The sequence below is a fragment of the Halomonas sp. SpR1 genome (assembly GCF_031010175.1).
Classification (GTDB): domain Bacteria; phylum Pseudomonadota; class Gammaproteobacteria; order Pseudomonadales; family Halomonadaceae; genus Vreelandella.
In genome coordinates this window covers 168814-190219 of record NZ_JAUAMB010000002.1, presented here as the reverse complement: position 1 = coordinate 190219, position 21406 = coordinate 168814, and the positions used below count along the sequence as shown (strand labels likewise).

The window sequence follows — 21406 nt, the reverse complement described above, 5'->3', positions numbered from 1 at the left end:
CTTTGGTCTGGGTGGCGACGCCAAGGGATTCAATCGTGGCAAACGCGTCGGGAGCATGGAGGCGCGCTTCCGCTGCAAACTAAAAAGTAACAACTTTGCGAGGTGAAATATGAAACTCAACATCACAACTCACATCATTGGCGATGACGAAAACGACAAGCGCCCACTCATGGCGGGTGGAAAGGTAGAAACCGCTAGCGCCTTAGGCGATTTAAAAGCCGAAGTGATGGAAGGCGCGCACAAAGGCCGCGTGATTGAAGCTTTTGCTTGGTTCGCTTGCGACGATGAAGGTGCGCGTATCCATATTACCGAATCCTCGACCGGTTACCGGCTAGGCATGATTGAAGCCATTGCCATGATTGATGGCAAACCCTGCAGCGCTGCCAAGCTCCGCAATGAGGCCATATGGGACATGGTGCCCCACTTTATGGAAGCCGCTAAACAAGCAGGCTTTTACCACTTCGCTCAAGCCGACGATGAAAAAGCAGCGGCATTGTTTGAGCGCCTGGACAATCTGCCCAAGATCAAAGCAATCGGCTCACTAGTGGCGTAGGCGATACATGAAACACTACCCCAAACCCACCCTGTGCATGTCCTGCCAACATGCCATTGCCGATTGTGGCCAGCTTCCCTTTTCCACCATGCCAACCGTTAGCAAAAGCAAGCATCGCACCATCGTCAGCTGCACGGAGTACCTACATGCTCGACCAGCTCCCAAATGCCAAGCGGATCGCAGCACTTGTCCGCAAGAGACAGCTTATCCCTGATACGCCCCGCTGGCGTTTATCAACCAGATTATTTAAAGACTACCGCCGCGAATGAGCGGTTTTTTTGTGCCTGGATGCAGGAGATTATCATGCAAGAGCAATACATAAGCACAAGCCAACTATGTGAACGTTACAACAGAAGCCGTAACACTCTACAACGTTGGCAAAGCACCAAGGGGTTTCCTAAACCCGTTATTCAGGGAGGCCATGGTGCTGAATCTCGCTGGCGAGAGAGCGATATCAAGGCTTGGGAAGATCGCCAGCTACAAGCCGCATAATGCGCTCATACCAAGCCTTGTAGGCTGTCGCCTGCTCTTCCAAATAATCATGGCGGTCGTACACCTGCCAAACGCCTGGAAGAACGTGGCCGAGCATCAGTTCGCAAATATGAGGCTCGGCCAACGTCGACCAGTTCGTTCTAGCTGTTTTCCGCAGATCGTACATAGACCAATGCGCCATTGGGTAGTTAAGCTGCTTTTCGGCCACCTTCATGATGTTGCGGGGGTAGCTCAATGTTGAGCTTTGGTGCATAGGCTTATCAGACAGTTCAGCACTAAAGAGCAAATCGCGGCTGTGCGATAGGCTCATGGCTTCATGTATTAGTGGCGCCACTTCTTCAATAATTGGCCGTTTGAGCACCCTTCCAGTCTTCCTTCCGGTTTTGTGCCGCTCTGGCGGTATAGACCAAATCCCTTCCTTAAAATCAAACTCCCCTTTTGCAGCATGCATTAATTCTCCTGGGCGACACCCAAAAAAGAGAACCAGCTTAACGAAAAGCTGTGATCGTCTAGGCATACGAGACCTGGCCATGGCGTGCCACACCACCTTCAGCTCTTCGTCACTTAGCGCCCTTCCCGACTCCCTCATGCGATTAACGTAGAGATCTGTCTTTGCACTGATGGCAGCAAGGGGTTGGCTTTCAGTCAGTCCGCGTCTTGCGCCCCACTTGTGAACTTGCTTCATATTTGCCAGTAGGCGTTCGGCGATCCTGGGCTTATGTTCCGCTAAGCGTTCCAATAGATCCATCCATTGCCGTAAGCCGGTGTCATCCACAGGCAAGGCGCCGAGTGTGGGGAAAACGTGAAGCTCGAACGACCGCAAAATTTCGCGCGCTCCAACCTTATTGGGCTCGCAATAGCGAACATACCAATCACGTACCAGCGTTTCATTTGTGTGTGCATCTGCTATCGCACTTAGCTCCACACGCTTTTGTACGCGGGGATCGAAGCCCTGCTCTAATTGCCCACGTCGCTTCAAGGCTTCGTCGCGAGCTTCTTTAAGCGACATAGCAGGATAGCTGCCTAGATCCATGCGCGCAGCTTTTCCCTGGTAACGAAACCGCAATTGAAAAACCACCTTACCTGCAGGCGTCACCCTAGCGCCCATGCCATCTCTGTCAGCTTTCTCTAAAGATCGTTCTCTTGGCTTTCGATGGACGGACTTAAGCCAAGCGTCGGTTAGCGCCATGTGTACATGCTCCCCAGCGACGATTGAATAAGAGACATAGTATGTACACGGACAAGTACATATTTCTAGCGGTTCGCAGTGTTTTTTAGTAGTGCGCTGTGGTGCGCAGGTTTACGAAAAGATAAGAAAAGGCAGGTAATTAGAGGGGCTTAGAGTGGTGCAGTGTTAGCTAGTGGTGCGTGGTTAATCGTCGATGTGGGCGATAATAGAAAAATTTCTTATGTGCTTAAGCTTTCCGTTGGGAACGTCTTGGGACATTGAGTCTGTTCTGCCTTAGTGGTACGCAAGCGGCCGCACTAGCAGACCGCTTCGAGAGTTCAAAGCTCGAAAACAGCTGCCGTTTAAAAGTAAGGGCCATTTCCGACAAAAAGATATCCGCTATTGTAGCGATATGCGCAGGCTAGGAACAGCGGTCCGGCGAGAACCGCCGGACCTGGATTGAAAATAGGCGGGTTATTCCAGACGTAGCGCTACGAAGAGTGAGCGCCCATCGCGGAACAGACGTACTGGAATAGCACGGTCGGTGGGTAACGCTTCGACAACCTCTACCAGCTCATCGGCAGAGGAAACGCTGCGGTGATCAATGCTCACTAATACATCACCTGGGCGAATGCCGGCCTCTGCGGCCACGCTGCCAGACTCAACCTGGCGCACAACCACACCGCCGGGAATATTCAACTGCTCGCGCATGGCGTCATCAATTTCAGCGACCATTACGCCAAGGCGCGCTTGATTATTGCTGCTGGTCTGCGCTGTCTGCTGCTCGGCATCTGGCCAACTACCTAATTCGACTGACTCGGTCAGCTCTTCACCGTCACGCATCAAGGTGAGCTCCACCTCGGTACCTGGCGCACCTTTACCGATCAGCCGTGGCAGTGAGCTCGAGCGTTCGACCTCTTCACCATTGACCTCCAGGATGACATCGCCAGCCTGAAGCCCACCCTCGGCCGCGGGGCCTTCGGGGTCAAGGTCAGCAATCAAAGCGCCTATCGCACTCTCCATGCCGAAAGATTCGGCCAGGTCGTCAGAAACGGGCTGAATCATCACACCTAACCAACCACGGTTCACGCGGCCACCTTCACGCAGTTGTTCGGCCACATCCATGGCAACGTTAATGGGAATGGCAAACGAGACGCCCATAAAGCCGCCGCTGCGAGTAAAGATTTGCGAGTTAATACCCACCACTTCGCCATCCAGATTGAACAACGGGCCACCGGAGTTGCCGGGATTGATTGCCACATCGGTTTGAATAAACGGCACATACGCATCTCGCGGCAAGGTGCGGTTAATGGCACTGACAATACCCGCGGTGACCGAATGATCAAAACCAAAAGGTGAGCCAATAGCAGCCACCCACTCACCTACTTTGAGTTCATCAGAATCCCCCAGAGTAAGCGTGGGCAAGTCACTGGCATCAATTTTAAGTAGCGCCACATCCGTTTGTGGATCGCTACCTATCACTTCCGCACTCAATTCACGCCGATCATTGAGCCGTACGAGGATCTCATCGGCATCTTGCACAACGTGTGCATTGGTCATTATGTAACCATCTTCACTGATGACGAACCCGGAGCCTAAAGACTGTCGCTCTTCTGTACGCCCTTGCCCGCCACCAGGCGGTGCTGGAAAGCGATCACCGAACTCCTCTCCAAAAAAGTGACGGAAAATTTCCGGGATTTCCTGACCACCGAACCCACCAAAACCCGGCGCGCTACTGCGCTGTACCGTTCGACTGGTCGAGATATTCACGACCCCTGGAGCAGCGTCTTCAACTAAGGCGGTGAAATCGGGCAAATTCTGAGCGTTGGCGACTTGGCCAAACGTTAGCAGTGCCACCACACAGACCCAAAGCGTGGAAGGGAGAATCAAGCGCTTCATGCAAGAGCTCCTACTTAATGTAATAACAATCAATGGCAGATCAACAACTCAAAGCGAGATGCCGGAGAACTAAATTGACGAACTAATTGACCAAGCGTGGGCGAAAGCGTTCCCCACGCCCACGCATTAGGTATTTAATACCTAGCGAACCGCCCACCAAGGCAATAAAAAAACTCAACGGTGCCAACCAACTCATGGTACTGACAAGCGACAACATGCCGGATAGCAACAGCGCCAACATAAGTGGCAATCCATAAACACAAAAAGCCAGCAGTGTGACAGAGGCGCGGGGCAGACTAATAGTGACTTGACTGCCAAGCGGGTAGTTTTGCTCAGCGTTACTGGTTTTAGGGGGAAGCGCTACAGCAACGCGCTGGCTGCGCTGACGCGCCAACAATCTGCCGCCACAACCTCTCCCCTGAGCACACTGCTCGCAGCCCTGTTGGGCGGAAATTTCTACGATGACACCTTGCCCGCCATGATCGACGACCGTGCCAGTACGATGTAGAGAGGTATGAGACAAAGAGTCACAGGAAGCCGAGGTTATCATTCCATCTGCCCAGCCTGGTCGGTGCTTTGCGGAGATTGATCTTCAAGCAGATCGAAAGTGATTGAGCGAACTATGCGCTGCAGCGTTGCTACCGGCAGCTCACCAATCGCCACTAACTGCCAGCGCCCTTCAGCGGTCATGGCATGCTCAACGGCCACGGCCGAAACCCCTAACTGCTGCACACCTTCTTGTAAGGTAGTGGTTGCTTCAGACGCGAGAGGCTCGACAAAGATACTCACGGTGGCCAAACCATCGCTGTAGACGCGCTGGTGCATATCATCGCCAGCGAAAGTTACGGGTTGCGCAACGAAGCCATCGGGCAACCACGTAGCACGCCAAGGGGTATTGCCGATAACGATAGGGGTAGTCGCTCGGACGCTGCCAGTATATTTTTCGGGAGACTGAAGCTGGGTAATCTGAAAGGTTTCAATGATCCTGCCTTGATGATCACTGAGTACATGTTTAAGCAGCAGTCCGGTATCCCCATCCAGCCACCACTCATGTGAAAAACGCCACTGGTCACGGGGTTCAAAAATAAGCTTAACAGCATCACGATCCGCTACCCGAGTATTGTCCTCAAGCTCGATAGCATAGTATTTCTCAAGATGAGCCGCCCATCTTGCTGGAGAAGGTAGTTCACCGTTGCTATGCCCTTCAGTCCAGGCCAATCTGCCCACCGGTGAGCGACGTTCAATGCTCACGGAAGGCCCGTCAAGATACTGCACCACCTGCTGACGAATGCCGTCTTTGATACGGTGTGACAGTGCAAGCGTGCGGACATCGACAGAGTCAATAGCGACCGCTCTAGCTTGAAAGGCATAACAGTGGCTGGCCCACAGGCCGCGCTCAAGCCACTCGGTTGCATTGCGGGGCTGCGCCTCAGCCTCCTCCGTCGCACACTCATAGCCATCACCATCGCTGGAGCGGGCACTGGCTTGCGAGGGACTGATTTCCAAAGGGCTGTCGGCATTGTCTGCATGCGCTTGAAGCGAGAGCGTACCAACCACTAACGCCAGCGCCCAAGTACCTTTCAAGCCCCTGGGCGCTATCATGTTGCGCACCCCCATCCCGCGAACTCCTTACTCACCTAAATTGCGCATCATTAAAAAACATACATTCGGCTTAGCGCTGACCCAATGGTTCAGTGACTGCCGATGAACGCATTAATGGCATCCAACTGTCGCCACTACCGTAAGCGGCACTCTGGGTATGCTGTTCCAGATACGACTGCAATAAGCCAATCTGATCAACATCAATGTTAGTACCCTGGGAAGCGGTAACACCCTGTGGAGTCTGTACTGAGTAGCCAGCTTCGCTAATGTTCATTAATCCACCTTGCCCCGACTGACCGCTGAGCCGAAACGGAGTAGGCTCAAACATGGGCATGTCAGCGCGCGTCGCCACTGCCGACTGTGAAGCCAGGCTAACGGGCTGCACTTGGGTGGATCCATTAGCTCCGGGTGCCGTCGTGGCAAAATCACTGCTGCCCTGGCGAACGGATGAGTCATTGCCAAAGAACTGGACGCCAGTAATCACCATCAGTGACACAGCAGCGGCAACCCCGGCGCCGCGGGCAAACGAAATGCCTCCCGCACGGTGAGCCGCAGGCTCAGAGTCTTGCATCATTGGAGCAGGCTCTTCGTGCAAACGGGCCATAATGCCCGCAGAAAGATCAACGCTTACATCAACGCCCTGCTCGCGCTGCATCATGCTGCGGGCAAGGTGATAGCGACGCCATGTTTCTGCGGCATCGTCATCATTAGGCAGTGCCTTCAACACTCGGCGAAGCTCAAGCTCATCACTTTCGCCATCCATTAACACCGAAAGTGATTCCCGTGTGTTTTGACTCATACTTCACACCCTCACACTGTTTAAAAGAAGTACTGGGGTGATGGCCTTCGTTACATACACCACCACTCCGACGACTTCCCAGGCCAAGACTCCGTTACAGGCTAATTAAATTATCAAAATTTACTAACCTGCGACGCTAAGCTCATGACGCTTTGCACACCGATATATCAACGATTGATACATCAAGCGTACTCATCAAGATAGTCAGGCTTTATGACGCCTTACATGCCAGACAGTTCACAAAAAATAAAACCTTTATTTTTTATACCGGCATTTTTACAGCTACAGCGATCATATTACCGCCCTCCTACGACCACTACTCTTCGCGACTGTTCCGCGCCGTCGATACTAATGGGCGGATATGTTCATCAACCGCTTCACGAGCGCGAAAAATCCGCGAACGTACGGTGCCCACTGGGCACTGCATTACCTGCGCTATATCTTCGTAAGCAAGACCATCCAGCTCTCGCAACGTAATCGCCGTACGCAGATCATCCGGCAGGTTTTCGATCGCCTGATAAACCGCGGCTTCGAGCTGGTCTCTGGCAATCGCCGCTTCCGGTGACTCTGAGTCTGCCAACCGTCCGCTTTGGTCGATAATTTCAGCATCGACGATGTCCAAATCACTGCCCGGCGGACGTCTCCCCCGCGAAACCAGATAGTTCTTCGCTGTATTAATTGCGATGCGGTACATCCAGGTATAGAACGCACTTTCTGAGCGAAATTTGCCTAAGGCGCGGTACGCCTTAATAAATGCCTCCTGGGCTACATCCTGAACTTCAGAGTGATCATGAACGTAACGGCCAATCAGGCCGATAATTTTATGCTGGTACTTTTTTACCAGCAGATCGAAAGCGCGCGTATCACCTTTTTGGGCACGTTCAACAAGCTGTTGGTCTGTTTCCCGAGTGCCCATTCACACGCTCCTCCAGCTCGTACGGCGTGCGCCGAGCCCCATTCCTATTAGCCCTGACAAGCGGGCGTTCACAGCAAGCAGCATAGCGTCCCTTGGGCATTGATTAATAATAGAGTTAATAAAAGAGCGAGTTCATCGCCCGAGTATGTTGCTGTATTTTATTACGAAACAGTATTTTATTACGCCACAGAATTTTAACGACAGGGTCTCAGTGTTACGCGTTCTTCGCAGCGTATCAAGCGCTTACCCCCTTTCGCAAAACCCTGCGGCTGACACTTTTAATGCCGCTATAGTTCCACAGCAATTGATTTTTACCTGCTCGACAAGCGATAGTAGGCGCCACTTTTATCGCCCTTCACTTTTTTCAGCCATCGCGCAAGCACAGGTAGCAAGATGTCAGAACAGCAGGTTAATAACCTTAACGTCCTCGCTCAAGACGTTCTCACCACGCCAGAAGCGCTCAAAAATGCCGTGCCGTTAACCGATGCAGCAGAGCGAACCGTCATTGAAGGTCGTCAAACCATTCAGAATATCCTGAGTGGCAACGACCCGCGACTCTTAGTCGTCGTTGGCCCGTGCTCAATCCACGATGTGGAAGCCGCGCTTGATTACGCCCGTCGCCTGCGGGCGCTGGCTGACCAGGTCAGCGACAGCCTATATATCGTGATGCGCGTCTATTTTGAAAAGCCGCGCACAACAGTGGGCTGGAAAGGCCTGATTAACGATCCGCACCTCAACGACTCTTTTGAGATCGATGAGGGTCTGCATATTGCCCGTAAACTGCTGGTCGATCTGGCCGAAATGGGCTTACCGCTAGCGACCGAAGCACTGGATCCCATTTCGCCCCAGTACCTGCAGGACTGCATCAGTTGGTCGGCGATTGGCGCCCGCACCACTGAGTCGCAGACTCACCGGGAAATGGCCTCCGGCCTTTCCAGCCCCGTCGGCTTTAAAAATGGCACCGACGGCAGCCTGGATGTGGCGATTAACGCACTTCAGTCCGTGGCTAGCCCGCATAACTTTCTGGGCATTAACCAGGCGGGCCAGGTAGCCATTATTCGCACTCGCGGCAATGCCTACGGCCACGTCGTTCTACGCGGTGGCAACGGTAAGCCCAACTACGACAGCGTAAGCGTTGCCCTGGCGGAGAAAGAGCTCGAGAAAGCCAAGCTATCACCCAACATCATGATCGACTGCTCCCACGCCAACTCCAATAAAGACGCGGCGTTACAGCCCCTGGTTCTGGAGAACGTCACCAATCAGATTTTGGAGGGCAATACCTCCATTATCGGCCTGATGGTTGAATCCAACATTGGCTGGGGCAATCAGAAACTGACCGCAGACCTTAGCCAACTACAGTATGGCGTGTCGATTACTGATGCCTGCATCGACTGGGACACCACGGTGGAAGCCTTCAACCGTATGAACGAGAAGCTGGCCGCCACCTTGGCGAAGCGCATTGCCAAGTAACAGCGCACTCATCGCTTCCGAAACCCCGCCACAGCGGGGTTTTTTATTACCGGCTAATTTCACGCCGAAACGGCGGCAGTGCATCCAGCAGTGCTTGTCCGTAACGGCGGGTGATCACCCGTTTATCCAGTATTGTGATAGTCCCGCGGTCGCTCTCCTTACGAATCAAACGCCCGCAGGCCTGTACCAGCTTGATAGACGCATCAGGCACACTAATACGCATAAACGCGTTGCCGCCCTGGCTCTCTATCCACTCCGCTAACGTAGCGCCCACCGGGTCATCGGGCACTGCAAAGGGTAGCCGCGTAATCACCACATGGGTTAGGTAATCACCGGGTAGATCAATGCCCTCGGCGAAACTCGCCAAGCCAAAGATAATGCTGCCTTCCCCGCGATCAACCGCCGTCCGGTGGCGTTCAATAAGCTCACGCTTAGGCAGCGCATCCTGTGCCAGCACGCGCTCCTTCACACTTGCTGGCAACGCTTTGTCCACCGCGCGCAGTTGAGCGCGAGAAGAGAACAGCACCAGCGCCGCCTCTTTGTCGGCCAACTGCGATACAAAGCTGACGATGGCACCCTCATGGGCGTCCCTATCGCTCGGGTCAGTGGCCTCCTTAGGCACACGCAGCACGGCATTGGCGTAATCAAACGGACTAGGCAGCGCCTGATAACGATAGCGATTGGCTAACCCTGCCCGCTCTTGAAGACGCTCGAAGCGCCCCAGCGCGGTCAACGTCGCCGAGGTAACCACCGCACCATGGCAACGCCCCCACAAATGTTTGGCCAATGTATGCGCCGCTGACACCGGGCTGGCTGAAAACTCAACCTCTGGCTCACCGGCTACGCGACTAAGCGTGATCCAGCGGGCGCTAGGCGCCTCGTTAGCAACATCCTGTTCGCTAAACGCCTGCCATAAAGCATGCGCCTCTAACGCTCGCCCATGCAGCAGGGCCACCAAAGGCAGCCAGGTTTCGGCCTGCTCACGGTCTAGGCCGGTCTGCTTATCGGGATCCAGGCTTTCACGCAGAATATCACTGATGCTTTCCAGGCAGCGTGACAACGAGGCGAACATCACCAATAGCTGCTGCGCCTGCTCGCGCAAAGCATCGGGCACTTGGCCCTTCTCAAAACGCGATTGATGGGTGGCCTCTTCATCAGCCAAACCGTTGGGCCGCCCCGCCAGCTGATGCCCCATGCTAAATACATCGCCCAGCGCAGGCTCCAGGTTGTGAATCAGCTCGGGTAAGCTGACCAACAGGCGCGCCACCGTGGGTTGAATGGCTAAAGCTTGGTGAAGGTCGGTCAAACTGCTTTTCAGCGTTTTCAGCCAGCGTAAGCAGCCGTGTAACGCAAAGCGGTGGGCGAAGTGGGAAAGCGCCTTCTCAGGCAGGTGGTGGCCTTCATCGAAGACAAAAATGCAGTCCGCAGGGTCAGGCAGAATAGCGCCACCGCCCAAGGCTAGATCGGCCAGCACAAGATCGTGATTGGCGACGATAACGTCAGCGTTTTCAAGCTCCCGGCGGGAACGGAAAAACGCGCAGGCACCAAAGTGCCCGCAGCGCCTACCCGTACACTGGCGATGATCCACCGTTAGCCGACGCCAGTGGGCGTCATCTATCGCCTCAGGCCAGTTGTCGCGATCACCCTCCCACTCTCCCTGGCCGTAAGCTTGGGCCATGTCGCTAGCAATTACATTGAAGTCGCTACTTTGGGTTTGCAGCGACTGCTCAAACAGCGATAGCGTAGGGTTGGGCTCACTTCCCTCAAGCGCCTGATCTAACCGCGCGACACACACATAACGACCTCGCCCTTTGGCTAGGGCGTAGCGAAAGGCGAGGCCACTGTGGCTGGCCAGCGAAGGCAAATCCTGGTTGAGCACCTGCTCTTGAAGCGCCACCGTGGCCGTCGAGACGATCAGCCGTTTGCCCCGCGCTTTCGCGATCGGCAAAGCGGCGATCAAATAGGCCAGGGTTTTACCCGTGCCGGTACCCGCTTCGAGCACGCAGACGTGAGTATCGCTGGTTCGCCTGCCCTCACCGTCGCTCTCGATATTTCCCAGCGTTCGGGCTATTTCGGCGATCATCATGCGCTGACCGTAGCGTGGCGTTAGCTCAAGGGTGTCCACCACGCGACGATAAGCGTCTTGAATCTCACTTTTAAGGGCAGTATCAAGCATGCGGTTTAGAGCATACCTTCCGGCGGATGCACGCAGGGCAGCTTGTCGTTGATATAGCGTTCGATTTCCGGCAGCGAGAAGGCATCCTCTTCACCGACGAAGCTAATCGAGACACCCTTGGCGCCAGCACGGCCGGTACGACCAATACGGTGTACGTAATCTTCCGGGTCTTCGGGCAGGGTGTAATTGATCACGTGGCTGACGTCTTCAATATGAATCCCACGACCTGCTACATCAGTTGCGACCAGCACCTGAATCTCGCCTTCACGGAAGCTTTCCAGAGTTTTAATGCGCTGATTCTGGGGCACATCACCCGACAGCATTGCGGCACTGATCCCGGCTTTTTTAAGCAGGTCATCCAGCTTACGCACCAAATCACGGCGGTTGCCGAACACCATCACACGCTCAAAGCTCTCTTGCTTCAGTAGATTAACCAGCAAGCGCTGCTTATCGTCATCAGACACCATATAAACCCGCTGATCGATATCCGCCTGATTCTCAACGGTGACTTCGATCTCTACGTGAGCAGGGTCAAGCGTCCACTGACTGGCAAGGTTCAGAATGTCGTCAGTAAAGGTAGCCGAGAAGAGGAAGGTTTGACGCTCCTCTTTTTTCGGCGTGTAGCGAATAATCCGCTTCACGTCGGGAATAAAGCCCATCGACAACATACGGTCGGCTTCATCTAATACCAATACTTCGACTTCATTGAGATCAATATCGCGCTTCTGGTGGAAGTCCAGCAAGCGCCCTGGCGTTGCCACCAGAATATCGATCTTGCTACCCAGGCTTTCACGCTGCTTCTGGTAGTCCATACCGCCGACGACACTGGCGACATTAAGCTGCGTGAAGCGCGCTAACGCTTTGGCATCTTTTTCGATCTGCAACGCGAGCTCGCGAGTAGGCGCAATAATCAACGCCCGCGGCGCACCCGGCTTTTGACCATTGGGTGTCGGCTCTTCCAAGAAGTAGGCCATTACCGAGATCAAGAAGGCCGCGGTTTTACCGGTTCCCGTTTGCGCCTTGCCGACAATGTCGCCGCCTAATAGCGTTTGGCGCAGGGCCTCAGCTTGAATAGGCGTGCAGTACTCAAACCCTTGGGCATGAATCGCGCGCATTATGGGCAGCGGCAGATCAAAGTCATGAAAGCGCCACTTACCGGCCACGGCAGGCACCTGAAACTGACGAAGATCCCAGCTCGACTGGCGGCGACGCGGCTTACGACGGCGGCGCTTTGGCTTGCGGTTCTGGGCCGGTGCTGTGGTCTGTTCCGACTCGCTCATAGGCTGTCTATCTGTCCATTGCTGTGGAGGTTAGGCATTACGAAGTGCGCATTGTACCAGGGCTTTGCGATAAGAGCGCGTCTTGCTGTCGAAGGAGTCCCAAGGCCTGTTAGAATAGCCGTCAAATCGACGTAAGGAGCGCGACATGACGCGTAAGAAAAAAACTCGTTCACTGGCCGACAAGGTGACAATTCGTACCGGCCGGCGCAAGGATTATAAAAAATGGCGCCATGACAATCCTGACCAGGTCGCCCCTTCGCGCCGTTTTGTGGCTAAAAAGCAGCAGCAGCGCAAGCTTCAAGCGGTGCGCAAACTCGCCCGTCAGCAGAGCGGGCAGGATATTGCGATTCATCCTGATAAAAGCGCTTCGTCTGACAAGCCAAAAGGGGACGACTCGTAATGCGTTTGGTTTCGTTCAATATTAACGGCATTCGTGCCCGTCTTCACCAATTGCAGACGCTGATCGACACGCAGCAGCCTGACGTGATCGGCCTACAAGAAACCAAAGTACAAGACAGCGAGTTCCCCATCGCTGATGTGGAAGCCATGGGCTATCACGTCTTTTACCATGGTCAGAAAGGCCACTATGGCGTTGCGTTAATGTGCCGCCAAGCGCCCCAAGAGGTGTTTTACGGCTTTCCCGACGATGAAGAAGACGCCCAGCGGCGCATGATTGGCGTCCGCCTGCTGGCGGAAGATGGCGAACCGGTGACGGTATGGAACGGCTACTTCCCCCAGGGTGAAAACGTGACTCACCCGACCAAATTTCCCCATAAAGAGCGTTTTTACGGCCAGCTAGCGCGACTGCTTAACGAGCAGCACCGCCCTGACGAGCGACTGGCCATCATGGGTGATTTTAATATCTCTCCTGAAGATCAGGACATCGGCATTGGTGAAGCTAACCGCAAGCGCTGGCTGCGCGAAGGTAAAACCAGCTTCCAGCCTATTGAGCGCGAATGGCTCGAAGGCATAAAAGCTTGGGGGCTTTCTGACAGCTATCGACTCTGCTACCCACACAGTGATGATCGCTTCAGTTGGTTTGACTATCGCTCAAAAGGGTTTAACCAGGAGCCGAAGCGCGGCCTGCGAATCGACTATATTCTGGTCACTTCCGCCTTGGGCGAACACGTGACCAGCGCGGGCATTGATTATGACCTGCGCGGTATGGAACGGCCATCGGATCATGCACCTACCTGGAGTGACTTTGATATCGCGCTTAAAACCTAGCCGTCCCTACCTGCGGCGCTCCCCGAACTGGACGAACATGTTTTTCCAAGTGGGATTACCTAGTTGAAACTGGCCAGCCACTGCTCCGCCTCATCGTCACCTAACGACGAGGCTTGGGCAAAGGCTTGTTTCGCTTGCCCATCTTCTCCCCAGGCGTAAGCGAGCTGACCATAGACTCGCCAGTCAGCGGCTGCTTGCGTATGCATCGCTAACGCCTGCCAGGCTTTCAGGGCTTTCTCGACGTCTTTAGCCTGCTGCCAGGCACTGGCAAGCAAACGTAGATTCGACTCATCGCGGACAACCTCGCCCTCATCCAGCGCCTGCTCTAGATGCTCTGCCGCTCTGGCCGGGGTTCCGCCTGCGAGATGGAGTTGAATCAACAGCCAAAAATCCTGCTGCTCGGTTAACTTGCCTAATTGCCATGCCGTCTCCCACAGGCCAGCGGCTACTCCCGGCTGACCTGCTTGTTGGGCAAGCCCGGCAGCTTGGCGCCAATCGGCAGCGTCACTTTGCGCGGCCAGGCCATCCAGCAGCCAGCCTAATGCCTGATCGCTTTGCCCTGCATTGCGATACACAGCAAGCGCCAGGGCCTGCTGTGCCTCACTTAATTCCGGCGTCTCATTAAGTGCCTGCTCAAGCCGGTCGGCAGCTTCCTCCCAGCGCTCCTGTTGCGCCAGAAGGCGGGTTAGCTGCCATGTGGCATCACTATCCCGTTGATTAGCTAACCACTCACTGAATAGCTCAATGGCTTGATCACGCTGACCAGCAGCACGGCGCAGCGAGGCTTCCTCACGTAGCCAGCGAGCCGCTTGGGCGCCATCAACACCATTTAAGCCACGGGCAATCGCCAGCCGATCCGCTGCCTCAGCGTGCTGATCCTGGCGCGTCAAGGCACCTGCCGCCAATTGTTGGTAGAGCGCGCTAGCCCATTGATCCGCTTGGTTCCCCGGCGCTAACCGCTCGGCTTGTGCAGTTGCTCGCTCGACGACACTGGACAACTCCCCATCTTGGAGCTGCGCCTGAAGGGCGTTGAGATCGGCAATGACATCACCTTGCAGCGCAGGACCGGCCTGTGATGAAAGTGGCCAAACGCTTAGTAATAGAAGGCATAAAAGACGCTTCATTCAGCTACCTCAACTCAAATTCGATCCGCTGGGTGGCATTGCGCAACCGATCACTGGGTTCAAATTGCCACTTGGCAATCGCGTCCCGCGCAGCATCATCAAACACCCGGCGCGGCTGCGCGCTGGTAACCCGTATAGACGAGCTATCAACACTACCATCGCGGCGAATCATAAAAGCCACCTCTACAAAGCCTTCCATACCCCGGCGCTGTGCCCGAGGCGGGTAAGTAGGGCCAACTTGGTTCGTCGGTGTCACCTGACCTACATTAACCGGCTCATTCGAGGGTGCAGGCTGCGCTTCCGGCGCGGCCTCACGCGTAGCGGGTGCCGAATCCAATGACGCGGGAGCTGCACTAGGCGCTGGCTCGACAGGTCGCTGTTGCGGGGTCGGCTCTGGCCTCGGTTCGGGAGGCGGTTCGGGCCGGGGCTCCGGCGTCACTTCCGTCAGTTCGGGGAGCTCACTATCCATTTCAACCGGCTCAACGGGCTCATCCGGCAGCTCTACTTCCGGCAAGCTAATAGTGCTCTCAGCGACTGGCGGCGGTTCGGGGGCAGGCATGGGCGGCGGCGCTTGCTGGGGCGCCGCTTCAACAGGCTGTGGTGTGGGCGCCTCCTGTTCCGGCGCGACCTCCGGCATTTCAACCATCGTCATCGCCATACTCATAGTGAGCTTTTCGGGTTCCCGCTCAGGCGGTGCCACCAGCTGGGCCAACAGCCAGAACAAGCCCACCGCCAGCACAACGCCGCCTAGTATCGATAGCAGGTGGCGTATCATGACCCACTCCGGCTCGCTGCAACTGCCACTTGGTCAACCCCCGCTTCGCGCAGGCGATCCATCACCTCGATCAGCAGCCCAGTCGTGGATTCGCGATCCGCCTGAATAACCACCGAGCCATCATCACTCAGCATATCGGCTACCTGCTGGCCAACCCGGTGGGCATCCACAGGACTACCATCTACCCACACTGCACCCTCGGGTGAAATCGCCACAAGCACCTGGGCGTCTGGACGCGGAGTGGCGGCGCTGGATTCAGGTCGCTCAATTTCGACACCGCTCTCTTTGACAAAGCTGGTCGTCACGATGAAGAAAATCAGCATGATAAAGACCACGTCGAGCATGGGGGTCAAGTTCACCTCATTGCTCTCAGCGGTCGCATCTATGGAACGACGTCTACGCATCACTCTCCTCCAGTGCCCGCGCCAAGCGATCATGCAGCCGCTGGTCTTCACGACGAATGACGTGCTCTAAACGACTAATAAATAACAGCCCTACCACGGCAATGGCCATGCCGGTCAAGGTCGGCAGTGTCGCTCGGGCGACGCCATCTGCCATGGCACGTGCCTGATGAGTCTCACTCAACGAAAGGCTATCGAATACGCTAATCATACCCGTCACCGTACCTAACAGCCCCAGCAAAGGGCATAACGCGACCAACAGTTTTAACCATGGCAAGGGTTTGCGCAGCCTGGCGACCAGCGCCTCTGCCCATACCTGACGCAGCGTGCGGGCACTCCAACTGGTGTGGTCGCTGCGCGCCGCCCAACGCCGCAGCAATTGGCGCCGCGCTATACGCCAGGTAATCCGGTAGTACCACCAGCGCTCCATGGCCATGGCAAACACCAGTACGGCCACGACCGCCAGAACGACCAATACCGCACCACCCGCCTCCACTAAACGCTCAACGGGTTCGAGCCAGAGAGGAAGTGCAGACATGTTAATTCACCACAGGTGTGTGAGATTCCAGATGATCTGCCAAAGTCGCGCTCGCCTGCCCTTCAATCACATGGGTCAGGTAGCGACTGCGACCTGCCAACGCTGTTTGCACAAACAGCAGCGGCACGGCGGTAATCAGGCCCAGTACGGTGGTGACCAACGCCTGGCTAATACCGCCCGCCATTAGCTGCGGATCACCAGTACCAAAGACGGTAATTGCCTGGAAGGTCACGATCATCCCGGTCACCGTCCCAAGCAGACCAAGCAGCGGCGCAATGGCAGCCAGTAGCTTCACCATTGGCTGACTGCGTTCCAGCTTGGGTAGCTCGGCCAGCACAGCCTCATCCAGCCGCGCTTCCAGAGCCTCTGGAGTTTGATGCTTGTCCATGCCTTCAAAGCGTAGCAGCACCCGCCCCAACGGATTATTGGCCCGCAGTTGATCAAGGGATTGCCGCTGGCGTTTAACACGTAGGCTCACCAGCACCAAATAGAGGTATTGGCCAAGGCCGATAATCATACCCAGAATACCCAGTGCCACCACTACGTAGCCAACATAGCCACCCTGCTGGAAACGCTCCCACAGACTGGGCTGCTGGGCCAAGGCTTCCAGCACGCTGCCCTGGGTAGGATCCACCGCCATCACGTTGCTTTCGCCCTGGTAGTAATCCGCCAGCAACCCACCAATGGCATTGGGCGTGCGCGCCAGCACGACCAAGTTGCCATCGCCTTCACCGCGCTCTAATAACTCGCTCTCGGTAAAGGCCGCGAAATCGCCTAACCGCAATAACTCGCGGGTGGCCACCTCGCCATTAGCATCGGCAACCGGCATCGAAAGCCGCTCGGCACGGCCGGTGCGCGCAGTTAGCGTCGCCAAATGATCCACTACATTTTCCAACTGGTGGCGCTCAAGCACTTCGACTTCATCCAAACGCGGCGGCAAAGACCCCTCTTCGAGGGTGAGCAGGCTCTCTTCCCCCAACGCATTGCGAATCTCGGAACTATGCCGGGCCAGATTGGCCAGCAACCCGGAAAGCGCCTCGCCCTGCTCTGCCTGGCGCTCGCTAAGCGCACTGGCTTGCTCGGTTTGCTCTGCCTGCTGGGTCTCTAGCGTTTCATTCTGCTGCAGGGCTTCTTCGTGCTCGGCGCGCGCCTGCTCCAGCGCAGCCTCTAGCGCCTGCTGATCATCCAGGAAGCTCATTAACCGCTGCTGGTCTCGCGCTTCAGCCGCCTCACGGGCTTCCCGCAGCGAAGTCACGCTCTCGGTTTGCGCCATTGATACGCCACTGACCGCGACCAGCCCCGATACGACGCAGGCATAGCCAAGTTGACGAAGCGTTAGCCGAGGCATGGATAGGCGACTGGCGAGTTGGCGGTTAACTGTTAGGCTGAAACGGCTCATGGCTGCTCTCCCTGCAGGTCATTGGCACTAATCGAGAGCGGCAAGGTGAGTAGATCCGGAGCGCGTTGATCTTCCGCCATGCGCAACCCACTGCGCACTTCGCGCAGGTATTCATCTTCCAGCGGCTGCCATTCGCCACTTTGGGCGCTCCACACGCCGCCCTCGCGACCATCGGGGGTTAAGTAGTAGAAGCCGATACGTCCGATGCGCAAGAAGTCCACCTCGCGCACACGGCCATCCTGACTTAAACGACCTCGCCAACTGTCCATCTCCTGACCATAATCAAGTTCAACGCGCCACGCTTCGAGCAGGCCATTAATCCGCTCGATGGTATTTTGACCCTGCTCGTCGGGCTGACGCTCAACCCGTGCCAATCGCTCTTCGCGTAGAAATGGAAGGTCACGTTCGATCCATTGGCTAAGCTGCGCCGACATGTTTTGTTCGATGACAGGCAGCGCGGCACGGGTCTCTTCCAACGTATCCAGCGCAGTGGCCAGCCGATGCTGGCGCTCAGCCTCTTCCGTCAAGCGCCCTGTCAGTGAGGCATTGTCAGCCTTCAACTGACGGGTTTCGCGCTCTAAACGGCGCAGCTCTTCCAACTGCTCGCGGGTTTGCTCATCGGCAGCGTCTATTTGCTCTTGAAGCGCTGCCTGGGTTTGCTGGGCTTCGACACTTTCGGCCGCTTGAGCCACTGCTTGTTCACTTGCCAACAGCGTGCCACTAACCAGCACTCCCGCTAGCCACCATCCACGCAAGGCAAAGAAAGGCCTGTTCAGCACGTCGACTCTCCGTCACTGAGTAGCGGGCGGCGAACACCGCCCAACTAGAAACTAATTGGGTATCAGAACGATTTGCGTTTATCTTTCACGCTGACTAGCCTACCACTAATAGAAGAAATGACAATATTTATCATTAACAATCAGTCGATTTCGCTGTCGCTGGAAACCTTCTGCAACGTGATGACCGCGTTCACCCGACCGCCTTGTTAGGGTCTTTGAATGGGGATAGCATCATTAAATAGTTTCATTCGGGGAGGTTCAGGGAGGCCCTATGACTGCTGAAACACTAAATCAGCTACGTTCACAGATTTCGACGCTCTCAGCATCGGAGCGAGCAGCGCTGGCTCACGAGCTCATCATAAGCCTGGACGGCCCGCAAGATAACGCCGTTGAACAAGCCTGGAATGATGAAATTAGTCAGCGCGCATCCAAAGTCAGAAGCGGCAATGCGACCTTACTGAGCCGCGAAGAGTTCCGGCAGCAAATGCGCGAGAGACTAGGATAGTAAGTAGTGCAAACAGTGAGAATATTGGCAGAAGCATCGCAGGAAGCGGTAGAGGCTGCAGCGTGGTATGAGCATGAACAAATCGGGCTTGGCAGCGAGTTATTCGCCACTTTGGATGCTGCCTTCGATGTTATTGAAGAAAATCTTGTACCCCTATCGCCGCTACCAGACGAAATTGGATACATAGGAGCAAAAAGGCTAATTCTGGATCGCTTCCCTTGCGATGTTATCGCTATTGAACTGCCCGAGGAAACGGTCGTGATTGCCTTAGCCCATCAGTCCAGGAAGCTTGGCTATTGGCGTGAAAGAAGCAAGCTAAGCGGCGGGCTTTAGCCCGCCTCATCGAACAATTTGAGCGACTCGCCAGCACCACTTACGTACCAATCCGCCATTCTGGAGCTACCCAATCAGATGTCCAATCGAGCTCCTCAGACATGGCTGCAATTTGTCCATACTCTTCATAGTAAGCATTGACTATTTTCTTGTCAGTTATATATAACGCATTCTCAAGAGACATTGTCGCATTTTTCGTTATATTAAATGAGCCTGTCCAAACAGCATATGGCGTGACGGTTTCAATGCCATGATCCTCCTTACTTTCTTCCACTCTGGCAAATATCAAGAACTTATTGTGCATACGTGGGAAAGAAGGACTCCTTTCAGAGTTATGATTCCCCACACATCTAACTGGGTCGATTGATGGGTCACTACTAACAGATATTGAACTCAGGATATTGCTGAATGAATATCTAGTTAATTTGCAGTTAAGTGCTTTGTATTTGGTGTGCAGTGTTCTTTTAAAGTCACTACTAGATCCGAAATCCGGGCGAAGGAAATCCTCTTTTTGCACCACGATGGAGACGTTATCCAATTCTGCTAGCGCATCTAATATTGAATAACTTGTAAGCCAAGCAACGGCTCCGAACACCGCATCGGATTCCTGAATGTGATGCAATAATTTTTCTTCTATATTTCTAAAATAGACGGCGACCCCAGAGCTAGAGGTAGCGCTGTTGTCAGTAAAATTTCTGTCATAATTCCCATCATTGTCGAGCTGAAATTTATTTAGGTCATTCATATTTTCATTAGCTCCGCAATATTTATAGAAGTGATTAGACCACTAACATTTTGTTATTAAATAAATTTACAGCGTTATTCAGTTTTTTAGCTCACGCCCAGAACTAGCCCTTAATTATTGCCAACACCCACATAAACTCACAATTTTTTTCATTCTATCCAAAAACCACGCAGTGAGGACGCCCTACCCTCACTGCGCACACTGACAATGTTCGGTAATCAGCTTAAAACGCCCAGTCGTCATCTTCGGTGGCAACGGCTTTGCCGATCACGTAGGAAGAGCCGGAGCCGGAGAAGAAGTCGTGGTTCTCATCGGCGTTGGGTGACAGCGCCGCCATGATGGTCGGATCCACATCGGTCACGCTGCTGGGGAACAGTGGCTCGAAGCCCAGGTTCATCAGCGCTTTGTTGGCGTTGTAGTGAAGGAATTTTTTCACGTCTTCACTCAGGCCGACCTCGTCATACAGCGACTCGGTATAGCGCACTTCGTTGTCGTAGAGTTCCAGCAGCAGCTCGTAGGCGTAATCTTTAACTTCCTGCTGACGCGCGGGTGTCGCTTCTGCCATGGCCTGCTGGAATTTGTAGCCAATGTAGTAGCCGTGTACCGCTTCATCGCGAATGATCAGACGGATCAGGTCGGCGGTGTTGGTCAACTTGGCGTGGCTTGACCAGTACATCGGCAGATAGAAGCCGGAGTAGAACAGAAACGACTCAAGAAACACGCTGGCGACTTTACGCATCAGCGGATCGTCAGAGCGGTAGCGCTCTAAAATCAGCTGGGATTTTGCCTGTAGCGTAGGATTCTCTTCACTCCAGCGAAAAGCATCGTCCACATCGCGGGTGGTACACAGCGTTGAGAAAATCGAGCTGTAGGAGCGCGCGTGCACCGACTCCATAAAGGCGATGTTGGTGTAAACCGCCTCTTCGTGAGGAGTGCGGGCATCTTCCATTAATACCGGTGCACCAACGCTGCTTTGAATGGTGTCCAGCAGAGTAAGGCCAGTAAACACGCGAATTGTCAGCTGTTTTTCTTTTTCGGTCAGGGTGTTCCAAGACTGAATATCGTTAGATAGCGGGACTTTTTCCGGTAGCCAAAAATTACTCGTCAAGCGGTTCCAGACTTCCAGGTCTTTATCATCCTGGAGCCGATTCCAGTTAATCGCGTCAACCCGCGATAAACGTTGCATGGTATTCATATCACTCTCTCAAAGCCCGGCCATTACCGC

General features: G+C 54.7%; 22 protein-coding genes. 6 read left to right on the top strand and 16 right to left on the bottom strand.

Annotated features, from left to right (window positions below):
* The first annotated feature begins 109 nt into the window (after positions 1–109).
* The gene (locus tag QT231_RS02655) at positions 110–553 is read left to right on the top strand and encodes a hypothetical protein (RefSeq protein WP_308335375.1); all 444 of its coding nucleotides are present in this window, start codon (positions 110–112) and stop codon (positions 551–553) included.
* Positions 554–1007: 454 nt separating this feature from the next.
* Here the strand turns inward: QT231_RS02655 and QT231_RS02650 are convergent, their stop codons facing one another.
* The 6 genes from QT231_RS02650 to rpoE form a co-directional block, all read right to left on the bottom strand.
* Positions 1008–2234 (bottom strand): site-specific integrase, encoded by a 1227-nt coding sequence (locus tag QT231_RS02650; protein ID WP_308335374.1) that lies wholly within the window; start codon positions 2232–2234, stop codon positions 1008–1010.
* Positions 2235–2687: 453 nt separating this feature from the next.
* Positions 2688–4112 (bottom strand): DegQ family serine endoprotease, encoded by a 1425-nt coding sequence (locus QT231_RS02645; protein WP_308335373.1) that lies wholly within the window; start codon positions 4110–4112, stop codon positions 2688–2690.
* Positions 4113–4194: 82 nt separating this feature from the next.
* Positions 4195–4635, bottom strand: a complete 441-nt coding sequence (locus QT231_RS02640) for a SoxR reducing system RseC family protein (protein ID WP_308335372.1) — start codon at positions 4633–4635, stop codon at positions 4195–4197.
* A gap of 23 nt (positions 4636–4658) precedes the next feature.
* Positions 4659–5729 (bottom strand): MucB/RseB C-terminal domain-containing protein, encoded by a 1071-nt coding sequence (locus QT231_RS02635; protein WP_308335371.1) that lies wholly within the window; start codon positions 5727–5729, stop codon positions 4659–4661.
* A 55-nt stretch (positions 5730–5784) separates the two neighbouring features.
* Positions 5785–6513 carry a sigma-E factor negative regulatory protein gene (locus tag QT231_RS02630; RefSeq protein ID WP_308335370.1) on the bottom strand — a complete coding sequence of 243 codons (729 nt, stop codon included), beginning with the start codon at positions 6511–6513 and terminating at the stop codon, positions 5785–5787.
* 316 nt (positions 6514–6829) lie between these two features.
* Positions 6830–7429 (bottom strand): RNA polymerase sigma factor RpoE, encoded by a 600-nt coding sequence (gene rpoE / locus QT231_RS02625; RefSeq protein ID WP_308335369.1) that lies wholly within the window; start codon positions 7427–7429, stop codon positions 6830–6832.
* A gap of 393 nt (positions 7430–7822) precedes the next feature.
* On the opposite strand from rpoE, the gene QT231_RS02620 reads away from it, so the two are divergent.
* A complete protein-coding gene (locus tag QT231_RS02620; protein ID WP_308335368.1) occupies positions 7823–8899 on the top strand; it encodes a 3-deoxy-7-phosphoheptulonate synthase in 1077 nt (358 codons plus the stop codon).
* A 46-nt stretch (positions 8900–8945) separates the two neighbouring features.
* On the opposite strand, the gene dinG is transcribed toward QT231_RS02620, so the two are convergent.
* Together dinG and rhlB are read right to left on the bottom strand one after the other, a co-directional pair.
* Complete coding sequence (dinG, locus tag QT231_RS02615) at positions 8946–11075, bottom strand: ATP-dependent DNA helicase DinG (protein ID WP_308335367.1); 2130 nt, start codon at positions 11073–11075, stop codon at positions 8946–8948.
* 5 nt (positions 11076–11080) lie between these two features.
* On the bottom strand, positions 11081–12355 hold the full coding sequence (rhlB, locus tag QT231_RS02610; RefSeq protein ID WP_308335366.1) for an ATP-dependent RNA helicase RhlB: 1275 nt from the start codon (positions 12353–12355) through the stop codon (positions 11081–11083).
* Positions 12356–12500: 145 nt separating this feature from the next.
* Here rhlB and QT231_RS02605 point away from each other — a divergent pair, with 145 nt between their 5' ends.
* Together QT231_RS02605 and xthA are read left to right on the top strand one after the other, a co-directional pair.
* Positions 12501–12755 (top strand): hypothetical protein, encoded by a 255-nt coding sequence (locus tag QT231_RS02605; RefSeq protein WP_308335365.1) that lies wholly within the window; start codon positions 12501–12503, stop codon positions 12753–12755.
* Complete coding sequence (xthA, locus tag QT231_RS02600; protein ID WP_308335364.1) at positions 12755–13582, top strand: exodeoxyribonuclease III; 828 nt, start codon at positions 12755–12757, stop codon at positions 13580–13582. Before QT231_RS02605 ends, xthA begins: the two co-directional genes overlap by 1 nt.
* Before the next feature lie 59 nt (positions 13583–13641).
* On the opposite strand, the gene QT231_RS02595 is transcribed toward xthA, so the two are convergent.
* From QT231_RS02595 to QT231_RS02570, 6 genes are read right to left on the bottom strand one after another with little or no spacing between them, the layout of a single operon-like run.
* Complete coding sequence (locus QT231_RS02595; RefSeq protein ID WP_308335363.1) at positions 13642–14706, bottom strand: hypothetical protein; 1065 nt, start codon at positions 14704–14706, stop codon at positions 13642–13644.
* 4 nt (positions 14707–14710) lie between these two features.
* Positions 14711–15481, bottom strand: a complete 771-nt coding sequence (locus QT231_RS02590; protein WP_308335362.1) for a TonB family protein — start codon at positions 15479–15481, stop codon at positions 14711–14713.
* Positions 15478–15885 (bottom strand): biopolymer transporter ExbD, encoded by a 408-nt coding sequence (locus tag QT231_RS02585; RefSeq protein ID WP_022523852.1) that lies wholly within the window; start codon positions 15883–15885, stop codon positions 15478–15480. The genes QT231_RS02590 and QT231_RS02585 overlap by 4 nt, the downstream gene beginning before the upstream one ends.
* Positions 15878–16420 (bottom strand): MotA/TolQ/ExbB proton channel family protein, encoded by a 543-nt coding sequence (locus QT231_RS02580; protein ID WP_007114786.1) that lies wholly within the window; start codon positions 16418–16420, stop codon positions 15878–15880. The genes QT231_RS02585 and QT231_RS02580 overlap by 8 nt, the downstream gene beginning before the upstream one ends.
* Position 16421: 1 nt before the next feature.
* Complete coding sequence (locus tag QT231_RS02575) at positions 16422–17768, bottom strand: MotA/TolQ/ExbB proton channel family protein (RefSeq protein ID WP_308335475.1); 1347 nt, start codon at positions 17766–17768, stop codon at positions 16422–16424.
* A gap of 47 nt (positions 17769–17815) precedes the next feature.
* Positions 17816–18598, bottom strand: a complete 783-nt coding sequence (locus tag QT231_RS02570) for a DUF3450 domain-containing protein (protein WP_308335361.1) — start codon at positions 18596–18598, stop codon at positions 17816–17818.
* Between the two features lie 271 nt (positions 18599–18869).
* Here QT231_RS02570 and QT231_RS02565 point away from each other — a divergent pair, with 271 nt between their 5' ends.
* Positions 18870–19103, top strand: a complete 234-nt coding sequence (locus QT231_RS02565) for an addiction module protein (protein WP_308335360.1) — start codon at positions 18870–18872, stop codon at positions 19101–19103.
* Positions 19104–19109: 6 nt separating this feature from the next.
* On the top strand, positions 19110–19436 hold the full coding sequence (locus QT231_RS02560; RefSeq protein ID WP_308335359.1) for a hypothetical protein: 327 nt from the start codon (positions 19110–19112) through the stop codon (positions 19434–19436).
* A 40-nt stretch (positions 19437–19476) separates the two neighbouring features.
* Here the strand turns inward: QT231_RS02560 and QT231_RS02555 are convergent, their stop codons facing one another.
* Together QT231_RS02555 and nrdF are read right to left on the bottom strand one after the other, a co-directional pair.
* Complete coding sequence (locus tag QT231_RS02555) at positions 19477–20181, bottom strand: phospholipase D-like domain-containing protein (RefSeq protein ID WP_308335358.1); 705 nt, start codon at positions 20179–20181, stop codon at positions 19477–19479.
* 223 nt (positions 20182–20404) lie between these two features.
* Positions 20405–21376 carry a class 1b ribonucleoside-diphosphate reductase subunit beta gene (gene nrdF / locus QT231_RS02550; protein WP_007114779.1) on the bottom strand — a complete coding sequence of 324 codons (972 nt, stop codon included), beginning with the start codon at positions 21374–21376 and terminating at the stop codon, positions 20405–20407.
* Positions 21377–21406: the final 30 nt, after the last annotated feature.

Coding starts and splice junctions, on each gene's coding strand:
- QT231_RS02655 (WP_308335375.1), top strand. CDS start 110: ATGAAACTCAACATCACAACTCACATCATTGGCGATGACGAAAACGAC.
- QT231_RS02650 (WP_308335374.1), bottom strand. CDS start 2,234: ATGGCGCTAACCGACGCTTGGCTTAAGTCCGTCCATCGAAAGCCAAGA.
- QT231_RS02645 (WP_308335373.1), bottom strand. CDS start 4,112: ATGAAGCGCTTGATTCTCCCTTCCACGCTTTGGGTCTGTGTGGTGGCA.
- QT231_RS02635 (WP_308335371.1), bottom strand. CDS start 5,729: ATGGGGGTGCGCAACATGATAGCGCCCAGGGGCTTGAAAGGTACTTGG.
- QT231_RS02630 (WP_308335370.1), bottom strand. CDS start 6,513: ATGAGTCAAAACACACGGGAATCACTTTCGGTGTTAATGGATGGCGAA.
- rpoE (WP_308335369.1), bottom strand. CDS start 7,429: ATGGGCACTCGGGAAACAGACCAACAGCTTGTTGAACGTGCCCAAAAA.
- QT231_RS02620 (WP_308335368.1), top strand. CDS start 7,823: ATGTCAGAACAGCAGGTTAATAACCTTAACGTCCTCGCTCAAGACGTT.
- dinG (WP_308335367.1), bottom strand. CDS start 11,075: ATGCTTGATACTGCCCTTAAAAGTGAGATTCAAGACGCTTATCGTCGC.
- rhlB (WP_308335366.1), bottom strand. CDS start 12,355: ATGAGCGAGTCGGAACAGACCACAGCACCGGCCCAGAACCGCAAGCCA.
- QT231_RS02605 (WP_308335365.1), top strand. CDS start 12,501: ATGACGCGTAAGAAAAAAACTCGTTCACTGGCCGACAAGGTGACAATT.
- xthA (WP_308335364.1), top strand. CDS start 12,755: ATGCGTTTGGTTTCGTTCAATATTAACGGCATTCGTGCCCGTCTTCAC.
- QT231_RS02595 (WP_308335363.1), bottom strand. CDS start 14,706: ATGAAGCGTCTTTTATGCCTTCTATTACTAAGCGTTTGGCCACTTTCA.
- QT231_RS02590 (WP_308335362.1), bottom strand. CDS start 15,481: ATGATACGCCACCTGCTATCGATACTAGGCGGCGTTGTGCTGGCGGTG.
- QT231_RS02585 (WP_022523852.1), bottom strand. CDS start 15,885: ATGCGTAGACGTCGTTCCATAGATGCGACCGCTGAGAGCAATGAGGTG.
- QT231_RS02580 (WP_007114786.1), bottom strand. CDS start 16,420: ATGTCTGCACTTCCTCTCTGGCTCGAACCCGTTGAGCGTTTAGTGGAG.
- QT231_RS02575 (WP_308335475.1), bottom strand. CDS start 17,768: ATGCCTCGGCTAACGCTTCGTCAACTTGGCTATGCCTGCGTCGTATCG.
- QT231_RS02565 (WP_308335360.1), top strand. CDS start 18,870: ATGACTGCTGAAACACTAAATCAGCTACGTTCACAGATTTCGACGCTC.
- QT231_RS02555 (WP_308335358.1), bottom strand. CDS start 20,181: ATGAATGACCTAAATAAATTTCAGCTCGACAATGATGGGAATTATGAC.
- nrdF (WP_007114779.1), bottom strand. CDS start 21,376: ATGAATACCATGCAACGTTTATCGCGGGTTGACGCGATTAACTGGAAT.